Origin of the sequence: Kribbella monticola (assembly GCF_003261635.1) — a bacterium.
GTDB classification, from domain to species: Bacteria; Actinomycetota; Actinomycetes; order Propionibacteriales; family Kribbellaceae; genus Kribbella; species Kribbella monticola.
On record NZ_QFXK01000009.1, the window covers coordinates 370,042 to 383,882 of the forward strand.

Genomic DNA, 13,841 nt, shown 5'->3' on the forward strand with positions numbered 1-13,841 from the left:
CAGTGCGCATGGTGCTTCGCGTGCGCGCCTCGGACCTTAACGCGCGAGAATGCGCCGAACAAGATCAAATGAACACTTTTCTGCAGAGCGCTCGGCAACCGCTCTGCGTCCCCGGGGAGGGCTCGGGGACGCAGGTGGCCCTACTTGGCGATGCTGAGGCAGGTGGCGGTGGAGATCTTGGTCGGGTCGCTTTCCGAGGTCGCGGTCAGGGTGATGCGGCCTACGGGGGCTGCGGTGGAGGTGTGGAGAGCCTGGACCGGGACGCGGATGCTCTGGCCTGTCTTGGCGGTCGCAAGGGCGTTCGGGAGGTTGACCGACCAGCCGCGGCCGGTTGCCTTGGCGGACAGGCGGTAGACGTCTGCATTGAGGTAGCTGCTGACGTCCTCCGGATGCCGACCGGCTGGTGCCGCGGCCTTGCCCGTATTAATCAGCGGGAAGGTGCAGGTGGCCACGCCCTGAGCCGGTACGCCGACCGTCGGCAGCACCCGTACGCCGCGCCGCGCGGGCCCGGCTCCGTCGAGAGACTTGATCGCGACCGTGTACGAGAGGACGCCCGTGCCGTCGCGGTGCACGTTGGTGATGTAGAAGTGCAGCCGGTTGGCCGCGTCGACGTACTCGTACTCACTGCCCGAGTTCGTCCCCGCGTGGAACAGTGCATCCGACAGTTGGCGGTAGTCGCCGATCGTGATCGGGACCTTGGTGCCGTCGGGGAGTACGTAGTCGGTCATCCCGATGTTCTGCGGGTTGGCGTCGATCACCCACTCGAACGGGGCGGCGTCGACGTCTTTCGTCTTCGCCAGCAGCACTCCCGAGTCCGGGGTGAAGGAATCGGTACCGACACGGTCGACCACCTCGACGGTGTAGTTGTTGTAGCCGCGGCCGTCGCACATCGGGTCGGTCTTCACGTCGCAGGGCGGCGCCAGATCGCCGCCACCCAGTTGGACGTTGATGCCTGACAACCCGGTGGCGCCCGGCTCGATCTCGCGGGCGGTGACATCGGCGACGACCACACCGGACTGCGCGAGCGCCTCACGGTTCAGCCGGAGTACGTTCTTCTCGTCGACCATGCCGAGCTTGATCTTGTTGCGCAGCATGTGTTGCGCGCCCATCGACGAGCCGCCTGTCGCCGGGATCATCCAGCGGCTGTGTGGACCGCCCGGCCCGTTGAACGTGCCGCGGCTGAGCATCTCCCACGGACCGGAGTAGTCGCGCTGCGCCGGTACGCCGAACGGGTTGTTGTAGTTGTCCCCGATCCCCAGCACGTGGCTCAACTCGTGCGCGTACGTCGACATGCCGGAGCTCTCCGCCTGCGTGGTCGAGCCGCCACCCGCGTTCGGCCACAGCGACGCACCGGAGGCCCACGAGGTCCACTCGACGTACCGGGTCTTCGACCAGTTCGGCAGGCTCGGGTCCGGCGGTCCGAAGTCGTCGGTGACGTCCTCCTTGGTCGGGAACTTGATCGGCCCGAACTCCTGCCAGGTCGACGATTCGTCCTGGCCTGCGCCGAGGTAGTAAACGAAGTCGAAGCCGGCCGGAACCTCGGTGCCGACATCGGCGACCCACGCCGCGCGCGCGTCGGTGCGGATGTTCCGGTTGCAGTTGTCCCCGGCCGGGCAGGCGGTCCCGCCCTGGAACTCCATGCCGTACTCGTGCGACTTGCCAGGCATCCGGTACGGCCCGAAAGCAGTCAGCTGTACGCCGTACCGGCCGCCCGAGTCCTCCATCCAGTACTCGTGGATGGTGTGCCCGCGGTTGAGCGCGCCGGGCTTGTTCAGGAAGTCCCGATAGAACGCGGGCACCTGGTCGCGCGGTACGCCGTTCGCCTCGGCGCTCGGATTCCCGAACGGCGTCGAGTGCTTCGGCCGCGTGATGACGAACGGCTGGTTCGGGTAGTCGACCACGACCAGGGCGCCCTTGAAGGTGCGGACCGACCCGGTCTTGCTCGGGTCCGCCCAGTTCGTTCCCGGCGGCTGCTTGTAGTCGGACCAGGTCATCTGGTCGGGGTTGACCCAGTGCTGCGGGTCGATCGGCGAGGTCGAGGTTGCGAGCCGGGCGGGTGAGGCCGACTGCTGCCAGGGCTGGGTCTGCGGCCAGTGGTCGTACTGCCAGGCGTTGGCCGGATCCGGCTTCGAGGGCGACGGTGCCGCGAGGGCGAGACTGGGGACCGACACTGCGGCGAGTACTGCGATCAGCCGCAACGGGAGGTGGAGTTTCACGGGGCGGAGATCCGATCTACGAGGGCGGGAGAACGGTTCCTGACAGCTTGCCCTGCGCGGCCGGGCGACGACAGTCGATCCGGCCTGTCTCAGCCGATCAGCTGCTGGCCCTGGCTGCCCCGGTGCACATCGCGGTTCGTGGTTGCCGTACGGTCAAAGGAGCTAGCGATCGTCCTGCCGGCTCTCCCCGATCAGCACCTGAGGTGCCTCTATGTCCGGCAAAGCAAAAGCTCTTATCGTGTGCGAGTCCCTGGCCGGATCGACCCGGCTGGTCGCCGAGGAGATCGGCAAGGGGATCGGCAAGGACCTGATGATCGAGATCGTCGAGGTGAGCAAGGCACCGGAGCAGTTGTACGGATCCGTGGCGCTGCTGATCATCGGCGGTGCGCCGCAGGCGTTCGGCAGCACCCGGCCGACCGCGGACCGCCCGGTGCCGACGCCGGACAGCGGTCTGCGCAAGTGGCTCGGCGGCCTGACCGGCTCGGCCAATCTCGCCGCCGCCGCGTTCGACACCCGCCCGATGCACAGTCGCCGCCTGCCCGGTTCGGCAGCGAACGGCGCCGCCACCCTGCTGGCCAAACGCGGCTACACCCTGGTCTCCACGCCGCACAGCTTCTGGCTCAAGGACGCCACCGAAACCCTCGCCATCGGCGAAGCCGCCCGAGCCCGCCGCTGGGGCGACGACCTCGCCGCCGCCCTGGAAAAACTCCGCAACCCCGGCCCCGCCCCCTACCGCCGCACCGCCGGCCACACGGGCTGACTTCACACCGTCCACCCTGTACGACGGATCACTTTCGCCTGCGGGAAGAGAAGCCTGCCTCCGGTTGCGCGTGGGTGTGCTAGTCCCATTCCCAGTCGATGCCGATGAGGCCTCGGGGTACGGCGGGGGCTACTACGTGGACTCGGTTGTCGGGGGTCATCATCAGTTCTCGGCGGGCGATGTCTTCGCCGCCGGAGTGGTGGCGGCGGAACTCGCTGACGCGGACCGGCAGCGCTTCGCGGTGGAACTGCACCTCGAGCACGTAGTGGGTGCCGGGCCATTCGTGGAAGCGGTAGTACTGCTGCGACTCGATCCCGCTGCGGTCCTCGACTTCGTAGCGGACGACCGCGGTGTCGCCGACCGCCAGCATCCGGTCGAGCAGCAGTTCGCCGAGTACGGCGCCGTCGTCGGGGTCGCGGGCGATCCGGCCGGTCCGGCAGCCGGTCACGCCGCGCAGCGCGATGAGCGTGACGTCGCAGCCCGGCTCGCCTTGGTGGACGACGATCTGCCGGTCGGTTTCCTTCACCGCGACCAGCGTCTGCACGACCCGCTTCGACGTCACGCTGTGATCCGCGCCGAGGATGATCTCCTCGACCACGGTGACACCGCGCAACCGCCCGTGGGCGTCCCGCCGTACTTCGTTCAGCAGGCGGGCCAGCGTCGGCGCGTAGTCGACGACGGCGTACGGCGGATCGTCGGCGGGCGACTCGGGTCGCGCCGGCGGGATGCGGACCGCCAGCCAGCCTGCCGGGAGGTCCAGCAGTTCCTCGAGCGCGGTGACTACGGCCAGCGAGCCCGGCCGGGGATGGCGGCTGCCGTTCTGCCAGGTACTGAGCGTGGCGACGCCGACGTGCAGCCCGCGGCAGGCGAGTTTGGCCTGGATCCGGTTCAGGGCGAGCCCGCGGTTCGCGATCGCGGTCCGGAGGGCGTCCGCGAAGGGCGCGTCCGGGCTGACGTCCGGGACGTGGAACCGCGCTTCGGTCATGGTGATCCCTCGCAAAGGCCTGGTCCGGCGTCAGTGTAAACGTTCACAGCTGGACCTTGGTGACAGCCGTCACCTGCCGTTCACCACGGGTCGGCCGTTCACACCGGGCGCGCGGAGCCCGCGGGCCGTCTTGTCGGCCGGTGAGCAGGTGATCACGATGAGTGCTCTCACCCCGCCCCCACAGAGGAGGACCCATGAGGAGGGTCAGGATCCGCCGTACCTGGTCATTGCTGCTGGCAACGATCATCGGACTGGCAACGCTGGTGCCACTCGCCCCGGCGGCCTCGGCCGCGCCCGGCAGCTGGTATCTGAACATCACCGGCCAGGCGCAACAGAAGACGAACTGGTGCTGGGCCGCGTCCGGCAACAGCGTCGCGACGTACTACGGCTACGGCTACTCGCAGAACCAGTTCTGCAACCTTGCCTTCGGCTACTCCATGAACGCCACCTGCCCGAACAACCAGGCCACCCTGGGCAACGACCAGCGCGCGTTCTCGTCGATCGGCATCAGTCAGGGCAACTACGTTTCCGGCACGCTGAGCTTCAGCACGCTCGTCACCGAACTGTCGAACAACCGGCCGGTGATGACGCGGATCGGCTGGACCTCCGGCGGCGGCCACATGATGGACATCATCGGCTACGACTCCTCGAACAGCACGATCGAGTACTACAACCCCTGGCCGGACGACCAGCGGTACAACTACTCGACCTACAACTGGTACCGGTCCAACTCGCAGTTCACCTGGACCCACTCGCTCTACCGGATCGGAGCCTGAGCCATGTCGCCCCTCAAGCATCAGGTACTGCGGGTAGCACGTCTCACCGCCACCGCGCTCGGCGTCGGCACCCTGTTCGCCTTCTCGGCGGCCGCGACGGCCGGAGCCGCGACCCCAGGTCCGGATCTCGCCGCGGCCTCCGGTGCGGCGCACTCCGCCCAGGCCGGCCAACTGCTCGACAAGGTCGCCGTCCAGATGTCCCAGCGATCCGGCCAGTCGGCGTCCGCCAAGGCGGCGACGGCGAAAGCGGCACTCGTAGTACAGCAGGACGTCGTGCCTGTGTACGCGCTGAACCCCGACTTCGTTCGGTCCCGGTCGGCCGAGGTCGGCACGCTCTGGTACGTCGCCACCAAGGCGACCAAGGGGACTGCGATCATGACCGTCTACACCGCTCCGGACCAGGCCGGCGCATGGCAGCCGGTCAACATCGCGACCGGTGACACCGAGGCGAGGATGGCCGCGGCGGCACACGGCGGCAAGCTGCTCATCGAGCCACAGCTTGACGCCTGGTACGTCGTCGCAGGCAGCCAGATCCGCGCCCTCGATGCCGATGCCACCAAGGCGATCGGGACCAAGCCGATCAGCATCACGGCGTACCGTCAGCAGGTCGCTGCCCGATACGCCGACAAGCAGGCGGGCAGCACGTACGCGAAGAACGGCACCGCGGGCGGGTACGACGTTGCCGCAGCCCCCGCAACCGCGACCGCACCCGCGATGGCGGTGCCCGCGGACGGCGACAGTTGGCTCGTCCCTGCAACCGGCGCGACGGCCGTCGTACTGGCTGCCGGTGTCGTGCTCTTCGCGCGGCGGCGCTCGCTGAGCTGATCACCGAACGCAAAGGCTGCGGGTCCCATCGTCTGGGGCTCGCAGCTTTTCGTCGCCCCACATGCTGTCGTCCCACAAGCTGGATAGAGAATGCTGCAAGGCGGTCTGCCTACCGTCGCGGGGTATGAAGCCCACGCGTACTGACCCCTCCTGCACCCACTGTTCCCGGTGGACCACAAGGTCGGCCGGCTGATGGCAAGGCGACTGCAGTGGCAGCCGCTGAAACACCGGCCCGATCTCGCCGCGGTCGCCGTCCGTTCGGTACTCGACGACCTGGACGCCCTGGTCGCGCCGATCGACCCGGATCTCGCGGACACGGCCGCGTTCTGCGCCGAGTACGGCGTACCGCTCGACGCCTCCGCGAACTGCCTGATCGTCGAGGGCCGCCGGTCGGCCGTCACGCGAGTGGCCGCCGTGGTCGTCCTGGCGACCGCCCGCGCGGACGTCCGTGGCGTCGTCCGGCGACATCTCGACGTTCGCAAACTCTCCTTCACCGCCCACGACGACGCGCTCGGCCGGACGGGGATGGAGTACGGCGGGATCACCCCGCTCGGATTGCCGGCCGACTGGCCGGTCCTCGTGGACGAGGCCGTCACCACGGCGGGCTCGGTGATCCTCGGCAGCGGGATCCGGGGCTCCAAGCTGCTGGTCGAAGGCTCGGCCCTGCGCCGCCTGCCGGCCGCCCAGATTCTCAGCCTCGCCCTGCCCACGACCGACGCCGACATCGAGGTCGCGCGTCCTGCCCTGTCCGGTTTCTAGACCTCCTCGTTCCACCGCCATGCCTCGGCCTCATCACCTGGGGCATGGCGGTGCCGTCGATTGACGCTGGGTACCGACCTGGCGATGAACAGCGAAAAGATGGAAGCCGAGTTCGATGTGGTCGCCGAGTGGACCCGGGCAGCGGTCGAGGACCTCGGCGACGAGCACGCGATTCCTGCGGGCTGCCGGGGCAGTGCCAGCCCCTCGGCGCTCGCCTGGCTGGCCGAGGCGCTCGAGTTCGGTCCTTCGACCACACTGCTCGACCTGGGTGCCGGGATCGGCGGTCCGGCGGCCTGGGCGGCTCGGCGGTACGGCGTACGGCCTGTTCTGGTCGATCCGATGGAGGGTGCCTGCCGGGCCGCCGCCGGATTGTTCGGACTGCCGGCGATCCGGGCGGACGGGTTGGTCGTTCCGTTGCGGACGGCATCGATCGGTACGGCGTGGTGCCTCGGGGTGCTGTGTACTGTGCAGGACAAGGCTGCTCTGCTGGCGGAGCTGCATCGGGTGCTCACGCCGGGCGCCCACCTCGGGCTCCTCGTCCTGGTCGCGCAGACACCGGACCTCGAACCGGTGCCGGAGGGGAACTCGTTCCCATCGCAGGAGGAGCTGGTCGCCGTGCTGGACAAGAGTGGCTTCGCGGTCGAGGAGCAGGTCGACGATCCGGGGGACACCCCCGCCTCCTGGACCAAACGGTCAGGGCGGGTCGACGACCTGATCCGCGAGCGGCACGAGGGAGAAGAGGCGTACTCCCAGGAAGCCGAGCAACAGCACCGGCTCGGTCAGCTGCTGTCCACCGGTCAGGTCAGTTCCCAGTTGCTGCACGCCGTCCGGTTGGACTGATCGGCGATGGGTACCAGACACCGGGCGCGTGATCGCCTGGCCTGACGCGTGCCGACCGATCTTCGATGGGAGAACCGTGGAGCACGCTGAGGGACGGCCGCTGACCGACGACGAACTGCAGGGATTGGACGCCTACTGGCGGGCCGCGAATTACTTGTCCGTGGGCCAGATCTACCTGCTCGCGAACCCGCTGCTGACAGAGCCGCTGCGACCCGAACACATCAAGCCGCGGCTGCTCGGCCACTGGGGCACCACGCCAGGCCTGAATCTGGTCTACACCCACCTCAACCGGGTGATCCGCCAACGTGAGCGGGAGCTCATGTACGTGATCGGCCCGGGGCACGGCGGCCCCGCGATCGTGGCGAACAGCTGGCTCGAGGGCAGCTGGACCGCGACGTACCCGGAAGTCACGCAGGACGAGTCCGGTATGACCAGGCTGTTCAAGCAGTTCTCGTTCCCAGGCGGTATCCCCAGCCATGTCGCGCCGGAGGTACCCGGGTCGATCAACGAGGGCGGCGAACTCGGCTACTCGCTCAGTCACGCCTACGGCGCCGCCTTCGACAACCCGCGCCTGGTCGTCGCTTGCGTCGTCGGCGACGGCGAGGCGGAGACCGGGCCGCTGGCCACCTCCTGGCACTCGAACAAGTTCCTCGATCCGCGCCGCGACGGCGCAGTGCTGCCGATCCTGCACCTGAACGGCTACAAGATCGCGAACCCGACCGTGCTCGCCCGGATCGGCGACGAAGAGCTCACCGCGCTCCTGCGCGGCTACGGCCACGAGCCGTACCTCGTCGAGGGATCCGAACCGGCCGAAGTACACCAGGCCCTGGCCGCGGCGATGGATCGCTGCCTGGACCGCATCGACGAGATCCAGCTGGAAGCCCGTACTGCGGACGCTGCTCCGGCGCGCTCGGCGTGGCCGATGGTCGTGCTCCGTACGCCGAAGGGCTGGACCGGTCCGCACACGGTCGACGGCGAACCGGTCGAAGACACCTGGCGATCGCACCAGGTCCCGCTGTCCGGCGTACGGACGAACGAGGAGCATCTGCGGCAACTGGAGGACTGGCTGCGCAGCTATCGGCCAGAGGAGTTGTTCGACAGTAGCGGCCGGCCGATGCCGGGACTCGCCGAGTTGGCTCCGCCGGCCAGTTTGCGGATGGGGTCGAGCCCGCACGCGAACGGCGGCGTGATCACCCGCGATCTCGAGCTGCCCGCGGCCGCGGAGTACGCCGTACCGGTGAAGTCTCCGGGTGCCGAGGACGGCGAGCCGACCAAGGTGCTCGGTGGGTTCCTGCGTGACGTGTTCACGCTGAACGCCGACCAGCGGAACTTCCGGATGGTCGGTCCGGACGAGACCGAGTCGAACCGGCTCTCGTCGGTCTACGAGGTGACCGCGAAGGCCTGGAACGCGGACCGGCGCGACACCGACGAGCATCTGGCCGTCGACGGCCGGGTCATGGAGATGCTCAGCGAGCACACCTGTCAGGGCTGGTTGGAGGGGTACCTGCTCACCGGGCGGCACGGGTTGTTCTCGTCGTACGAGGCGTTCGTTCACATCGTGGACTCGATGGTGAACCAGCACGCCAAGTGGCTGAAGACCGTGAACCGGCTGGACTGGCGGCGGCCGATCCCGTCGCTGAACTACCTGCTCACCTCGCACGTCTGGCGGCAGGACCACAACGGCTTCTCGCACCAGGATCCCGGCTTCATCGATCACGTGGTGAACAAGAAGGCGGAGGTCGTCCGCGTCTACCTGCCGCCGGACACCAACACCCTGTTGTCGACGATGGATCACTGCCTGCGGACCCGCAACTACATCAATGTCGTTGTCGCAGGCAAGCAGCCGCAGCCGAACTGGCTCGACTGGGAGGCCGCGCAACTGCACTGCGCGCGGGGGATCGGGGTCTGGGACTTCGCCAGCAACGACGCCGGCGATCCGGACGTGGTGATGGCGTGTGCGGGTGACGTGCCGACGATGGAGACGCTGGCCGCGGTCGACCTGTTGCGCGAACACCTGCCGGAGTTGAAGATCCGGGTGGTGAACGTGGTCGACCTGATGCGGCTGCAGGACGCCACCGAACATCCGCACGGGCTGACCGATCCGGACTTCGACGCGTTGTTCACGCCCGACAAGCCGGTGATCTTCGCGTACCACGGCTACCCGTGGCTGATCCACCGGTTGACCTACCGGCGGGCGAACCACGAGAACCTGCACGTTCGCGGGTACATCGAGGAGGGCACCACGACGACGCCGTTCGACATGGTGGTGCTGAACAACCTGGACCGGTACCACCTCGCGATGGATGTCATCGACCGGGTGCCGTCGCTGCGCAGCCGGGCCGTCTCGGTTCGCCAGCACTTCGCCGACCAGCGCGCGCGTCACCGCGCTCATGTGACCTCGGTCGGTGAGGATCTCCCTGAGGTCCGGGACTGGCGCTGGAGCCGGCAGGGATGAACCTGCTGATCGTCAACGCCGGGTCGTCGAGCCTGAAGTTGCGGGTCCTCGACGACGAGGACCAGGTGATCGACGAGAAGGACGTCTCCGACTGGGACGGATCGCCGGGACCGATCGACGCGATGGCCGGCGATGCGGTGGTGCACCGGGTCGTGCACGGTGGGGACCGGTTCGACGGCGCCGCCGTGGTCGACGACGAGGTCGAGGCCGCCATCGAGGACCTGGTCTCACTCGCCCCCTTGCATCAGCCGAAGGCGCTGGAACTCATCCGGGCCAGCCGGTCGGGTGGCCGGCCGGTGGTGGCCTGCTTCGATACGTCGTACCACCGGACGATTCCGGACGCCGCGGCGACGTATGCGTTACCAGCGGGATGGCGGGAGCGGTTCGGGCTGCGGAAGTTCGGGTTCCACGGGTTGTCGCATGCGTACGTCGCTCGTCGGGCGCCCGAACTGCTCGATCGCGAAGTGCCGCGGCTGATCAGTTGTCATCTGGGCTCGGGGGCGTCGTTGTGTGCGATCGAGGACGGGCGGTCGGTGGACACGACGATGGGGTTCACCCCGCTGGACGGGCTGGTGATGGGGACCCGGCCGGGGTCGGTGGATCCGGGGCTGTTGCTGTGGTTGCAGACGTCCGGCGGCCTCGCGGCCGAGGAGATCGCCGATGCGTTGGAGCACAGTTCCGGCCTGCTGGCGTTGAGTTCGCGATCCGGTGACCTGCGCGAGGTACTGGCTGGCGTCGAGCACGGCGACGAGACCTGCCGGCTGGCGTACGACGTATACGTGCACCGGCTCGTCGGTGAGATCGCCCGGATGGCGGCGGCTCTCGGCGGCGTCGATGCACTCGTCTTCACCGGTGGGGTTGGTGAGCACTCGGCGCCGCTGCGGGCCGCGGTCGCCCGGCGACTCGACTGGCTGGGCATCGTACTCGATGCCGAGAGCAACGAATCGTCGGCGCCGGTGATCAGTGCTCCCGGCGCCCCGATCGCGCTCTGCGTCATCGAGTCGCGCGAGGACCTCACAATGGCCGCGCAGGCCCGCGAGGTGCTCGGGTCAGACGCTTCGTAGGACGGACACGACGACGCCGAGGATGGTGGCGTTGTCGCCGTCGATGACCTCGTACGCCGGGTTGCGCGGCTCCAGGTAGACGTGACCGTTGCGCCGGCGGTAGACCTTCACGGTCGCCTCGTCGTCGATCATCGCCGCCACGATCTGGCCGGAGTGGGCCTCGGACTGCTGCCGGACCACGACCGTGTCGCCGTCGCAGATCGCCGCGTCGATCATCGACTCGCCGCGGACCCGCAGGGCGAAGATGGTGCCGCGGCCGGTTAGTTCGCGCGGCAGCGTGATGAAGTCGTCGACGTGCTCGACCGCGGAGATCGGCGTACCGGCGGCGATGTCACCGACGACGGGCACCGCGATCGACTGGTCGTTGCTCGCTTGCGCCGGACCCTCCTTGAGGAACGCCCGGACGTCGATCGGGCGCGACACCGACTCGCTGCGCCGCAGGAACCCCTTCTCCTCCAGCGCTGTCAGGTGCTTCGAGACCGAAGAGGTCGACCGCAGCCCGACGGCGGCGCCGATCTGCCGGGTGCTCGGCGAGTACCCGTTCTTGACCACGCAGTCCCGGATCGCCACCAGAATCCGCTGCTGCCGCTCCGGCAGCGTCGAGGTGTCCAACTGACCGAACGGCTCAAGATCGTCGTAGCTCACCCGCGGAATCCTAGAGGCAGGAACACCTCCGCCCGGCACCGCCTCGCGGGATCCGAGTGTTCACTCCGTGGCCGTGCGGGCGCGCCAGCCAGTGCGGTCATTGGTGAGCGCTTCGTAGAGGTTGAGGGCGCCGACGACTGCTGCCAGACCGAGAACGGCGGCGAGCGCCGGGAGCAGGGGAGCAAGTGGCAGCAGAACCAGTACTGCGGCTGCCGCTGTGAGCCGGGTGCGGGAGACGAGGCGGAACATCGCCCAGCGGGTGAAGCCGAAGCCGGCGAGGTAGAGCGCGGTACCGCCGTACAGGAGGCCGGTGATCGCCCAGGAGAGGTGGTGGCCCGGATGGGCGACGGCGTCGTGCAGGCCGACGGCGATCGCGATGATCGCACCGATGAACATCAGGTGGCCGTAGCTCAGCACGAGCCGGATGATGTCCAGCTGAATGGTTGCCGTCGCCAACGAATGCCGCATCGCGTCGGCGGCGAAGTGGAAGTAGACCCACCACAACCCGGCGGTCAGCGCGAAGGCCGCCGCCACCGCCGCGCCGACCGCGACGCCGAGGTGCCCGGCCTGGGCCGAGGCGCCGATCGCGACGACGGATTCGCCCAGCGCGATCAGCACGAACAGGCCGAAGCGCTCGGCCAGGTGCGACGGGTTGACGTGCATCCGCAGCAAGCGGGCGCGCAGCAGCGTCGGCGTCGCCAGGTCGATGAACGCGGCGAGTGCCCACACGGCGGTGCGCGGCCACTCGTCGAGCAGGGCGCCGACGACCAACAGGGGGCCGGTGACGAAGATGCTGATCGTGTACGGATTGATCCGCCCGCGTCCGGCCGCCAGTTCCAGTGCCAGGGCGATTCGCGCCAGCCAGTAGGCGATAGCGAGCAGCAGCCCGAGTCTTCCGTAGGCCTCCGGAATCGCGATCGCGAGGAAGATGGCGGCGAGAGCGACCGCGAAGACCATCAGTCGCAGCCGGGGACTCGCCACGTCGCGCTGGTTGGTCAGCACCGCCGTACCGACCCAGACCCAGTAGACCGGTACGAAGACGATGAGGGCCCGCAGGAGTCCGGTCCAGGAGTGATCGGAGCTCAGCAGTGACGAGACTTCGGTGACGGCGAACACGAACACCAGGTCGAAGAACAGCTCGGCCCAGCTGACCTTCTTTTCCGGCTCGGCCGCTGTCTCGCTCATCGGCGACAGTGTGCCACTTGGCGAGGCCAGCCAGGTGGAGAGAGCCCAGAGCGAACTCTGGGCTCTCTGTCGATCACCAGCTGTTGTTCGAGATGTCCTGGCCGAGGATGACCTGGTCGTAGGTGTTGCCGTCGTTGTCGTCGGTGTAGGCGACGGCCACTTCGGAGTACGGCGAGACTGCCACGGTCTGCTGTTCCTGGCGGCCTGCCGTGACCTGGCTGAGGCGTTGGGCCGAGAGTCGACCCGCGTCCGTTCCGGTGGTGTTGAAGCCGCGGAGCCATACGTCGGGGTCGGCCCCCTGCACTGTCCATCCGACGACCGAGTTCGACTGGTCGTCGATCCCGATCGACGGTGCCGTGCCGCCGACAGCGACCTCCACATCGGAGAAGCGAGCAGCCCCGGTTACGTCGAAGGTCCGGGTCCACGCGCCCGCAGTACCGGTGTGGTCGGATTCCCAGGCGACGGCGAAGTCGCCGTTGAAGTTGGCCGCCACCGACGCGTGCCGCTCCTGCCCGCTCCCGAGGGCGTTCGCTGTACGGCGGGACAGGGTGGCCGCGCCGTTCGTGCGAGCCAACCGGATCAGGCCGACGTTGTAGGCGCCGTTGGCGTCACCGTCCTCGTCCCAGACCACGACCGCCTCGCCGGAAGCGGATACGCCGACGTCCGGGTTGTGGTGCTGACCCGTGGTCTGCGAAGCCGTCACCTCCCAGGCCCGCGTGGTCGGACCGGTGAACCCGGCCGCCTTGACCATCGCCTGCGCGCCGGTCTGAATGTCCTCCCACACCACGGTGAATGCCACCGCCGCACCAGAGGGTGCACCGTCCGGATCGACAGCCACGCGCGGATTGATCTGCTGGCCCGTCGAACTGCTGTTGGCATTGCCTGAAGCAGTGACGGTGCCGGCGGTGTTCACCACGCGGTACGGGATGTTGTAGTAGCCGTTGCCGTCCGGGTCGTCGGCCCAGACCACGACAGCATTGCCCTTGTCGTCGAGGCCGACATCCGGGTGCAGATGGCGCCAGTTGGTGACCCCGCTGCTGCCGCCGGCGGACAGCTTCACCTCGTACGTCGCTGTGCCGTTGTGGAACATCCGCAGGAAGATCTCGCTGTGGGCGTTGTCGGTCGCGTCGGTGCTGTCCCGGTCGTCCTCCCAGACGACCGCGACGTAGCCGTTGCGGTTGGTTGCGATCGACGGCGTGTCCTGGTCGCCTGTCGCGACACTGTTCGCCGTCTGCCACGTCGGTGTCGCCACAGCGGCACTTGCGTTCGTCGCGGTGAAGACGACCGACGATGCCACCACGGCCAGGGCGATGAGCTTCTTCATGAGCCGG

The 13,841-nt window shown here is 68.4% G+C and carries 12 protein-coding genes; 7 read left to right on the top strand and 5 right to left on the bottom strand.

The annotated features are described in order from the left end of the window. Window positions 1–140 precede the first annotated feature (140 nt). The gene (locus DIZ26_RS05320) at window positions 141–2,216 is read right to left on the bottom strand and encodes a M6 family metalloprotease domain-containing protein (protein ID WP_198675904.1); all 2,076 of its coding nucleotides are present in this window, start codon (window positions 2,214–2,216) and stop codon (window positions 141–143) included. 211 nt (window positions 2,217–2,427) lie between these two features. Here DIZ26_RS05320 and DIZ26_RS05325 point away from each other — a divergent pair, with 211 nt between their 5' ends. Beyond that, on the top strand, window positions 2,428–2,976 hold the full coding sequence (locus DIZ26_RS05325; protein ID WP_157979591.1) for a flavodoxin: 549 nt from the start codon (window positions 2,428–2,430) through the stop codon (window positions 2,974–2,976). 79 nt (window positions 2,977–3,055) lie between these two features. On the opposite strand, the gene DIZ26_RS05330 is transcribed toward DIZ26_RS05325, so the two are convergent. Further along, entirely contained in the window at window positions 3,056–3,961 is a 906-nt protein-coding gene (locus DIZ26_RS05330) for an XRE family transcriptional regulator (RefSeq protein ID WP_112238281.1), read from the bottom strand. Between the two features lie 194 nt (window positions 3,962–4,155). On the opposite strand from DIZ26_RS05330, the gene DIZ26_RS05335 reads away from it, so the two are divergent. The 6 genes from DIZ26_RS05335 (at window position 4,156) to DIZ26_RS05360 (ending at window position 10,680) form a co-directional block, all read left to right on the top strand. Next, the gene (locus tag DIZ26_RS05335; RefSeq protein ID WP_112238283.1) at window positions 4,156–4,737 is read left to right on the top strand and encodes a papain-like cysteine protease family protein; all 582 of its coding nucleotides are present in this window, start codon (window positions 4,156–4,158) and stop codon (window positions 4,735–4,737) included. A gap of 3 nt (window positions 4,738–4,740) precedes the next feature. Continuing rightward, window positions 4,741–5,562, top strand: a complete 822-nt coding sequence (locus DIZ26_RS05340) for a hypothetical protein (protein WP_112238284.1) — start codon at window positions 4,741–4,743, stop codon at window positions 5,560–5,562. Window positions 5,563–5,730: 168 nt separating this feature from the next. Continuing rightward, entirely contained in the window at window positions 5,731–6,321 is a 591-nt protein-coding gene (locus DIZ26_RS05345; RefSeq protein WP_232828154.1) for a YbaK/EbsC family protein, read from the top strand. 84 nt (window positions 6,322–6,405) lie between these two features. Next, complete coding sequence (locus DIZ26_RS05350; RefSeq protein ID WP_157979592.1) at window positions 6,406–7,161, top strand: class I SAM-dependent methyltransferase; 756 nt, start codon at window positions 6,406–6,408, stop codon at window positions 7,159–7,161. A 76-nt stretch (window positions 7,162–7,237) separates the two neighbouring features. Beyond that, complete coding sequence (locus DIZ26_RS05355) at window positions 7,238–9,616, top strand: phosphoketolase family protein (protein WP_198675905.1); 2,379 nt, start codon at window positions 7,238–7,240, stop codon at window positions 9,614–9,616. Continuing rightward, complete coding sequence (locus tag DIZ26_RS05360; RefSeq protein ID WP_112238288.1) at window positions 9,613–10,680, top strand: acetate/propionate family kinase; 1,068 nt, start codon at window positions 9,613–9,615, stop codon at window positions 10,678–10,680. Before DIZ26_RS05355 ends, DIZ26_RS05360 begins: the two co-directional genes overlap by 4 nt. Here DIZ26_RS05360 and lexA read toward each other — a convergent pair. The 3 genes from lexA to DIZ26_RS05375 all read right to left on the bottom strand — a co-directional run bounded on the left by lexA (window position 10,666) and on the right by DIZ26_RS05375 (window position 13,834). Further along, the gene (gene lexA / locus DIZ26_RS05365; RefSeq protein ID WP_112238290.1) at window positions 10,666–11,325 is read right to left on the bottom strand and encodes a transcriptional repressor LexA; all 660 of its coding nucleotides are present in this window, start codon (window positions 11,323–11,325) and stop codon (window positions 10,666–10,668) included. The genes DIZ26_RS05360 and lexA overlap by 15 nt on opposite strands. Window positions 11,326–11,385: 60 nt before the next feature. Next, complete coding sequence (locus DIZ26_RS05370; protein ID WP_112238293.1) at window positions 11,386–12,510, bottom strand: low temperature requirement protein A; 1,125 nt, start codon at window positions 12,508–12,510, stop codon at window positions 11,386–11,388. A gap of 73 nt (window positions 12,511–12,583) precedes the next feature. Continuing rightward, window positions 12,584–13,834, bottom strand: coding sequence for a hypothetical protein (locus tag DIZ26_RS05375; RefSeq protein ID WP_112238294.1), 1,251 nt, complete (start codon window positions 13,832–13,834; stop codon window positions 12,584–12,586). Window positions 13,835–13,841 lie beyond the last annotated feature (7 nt).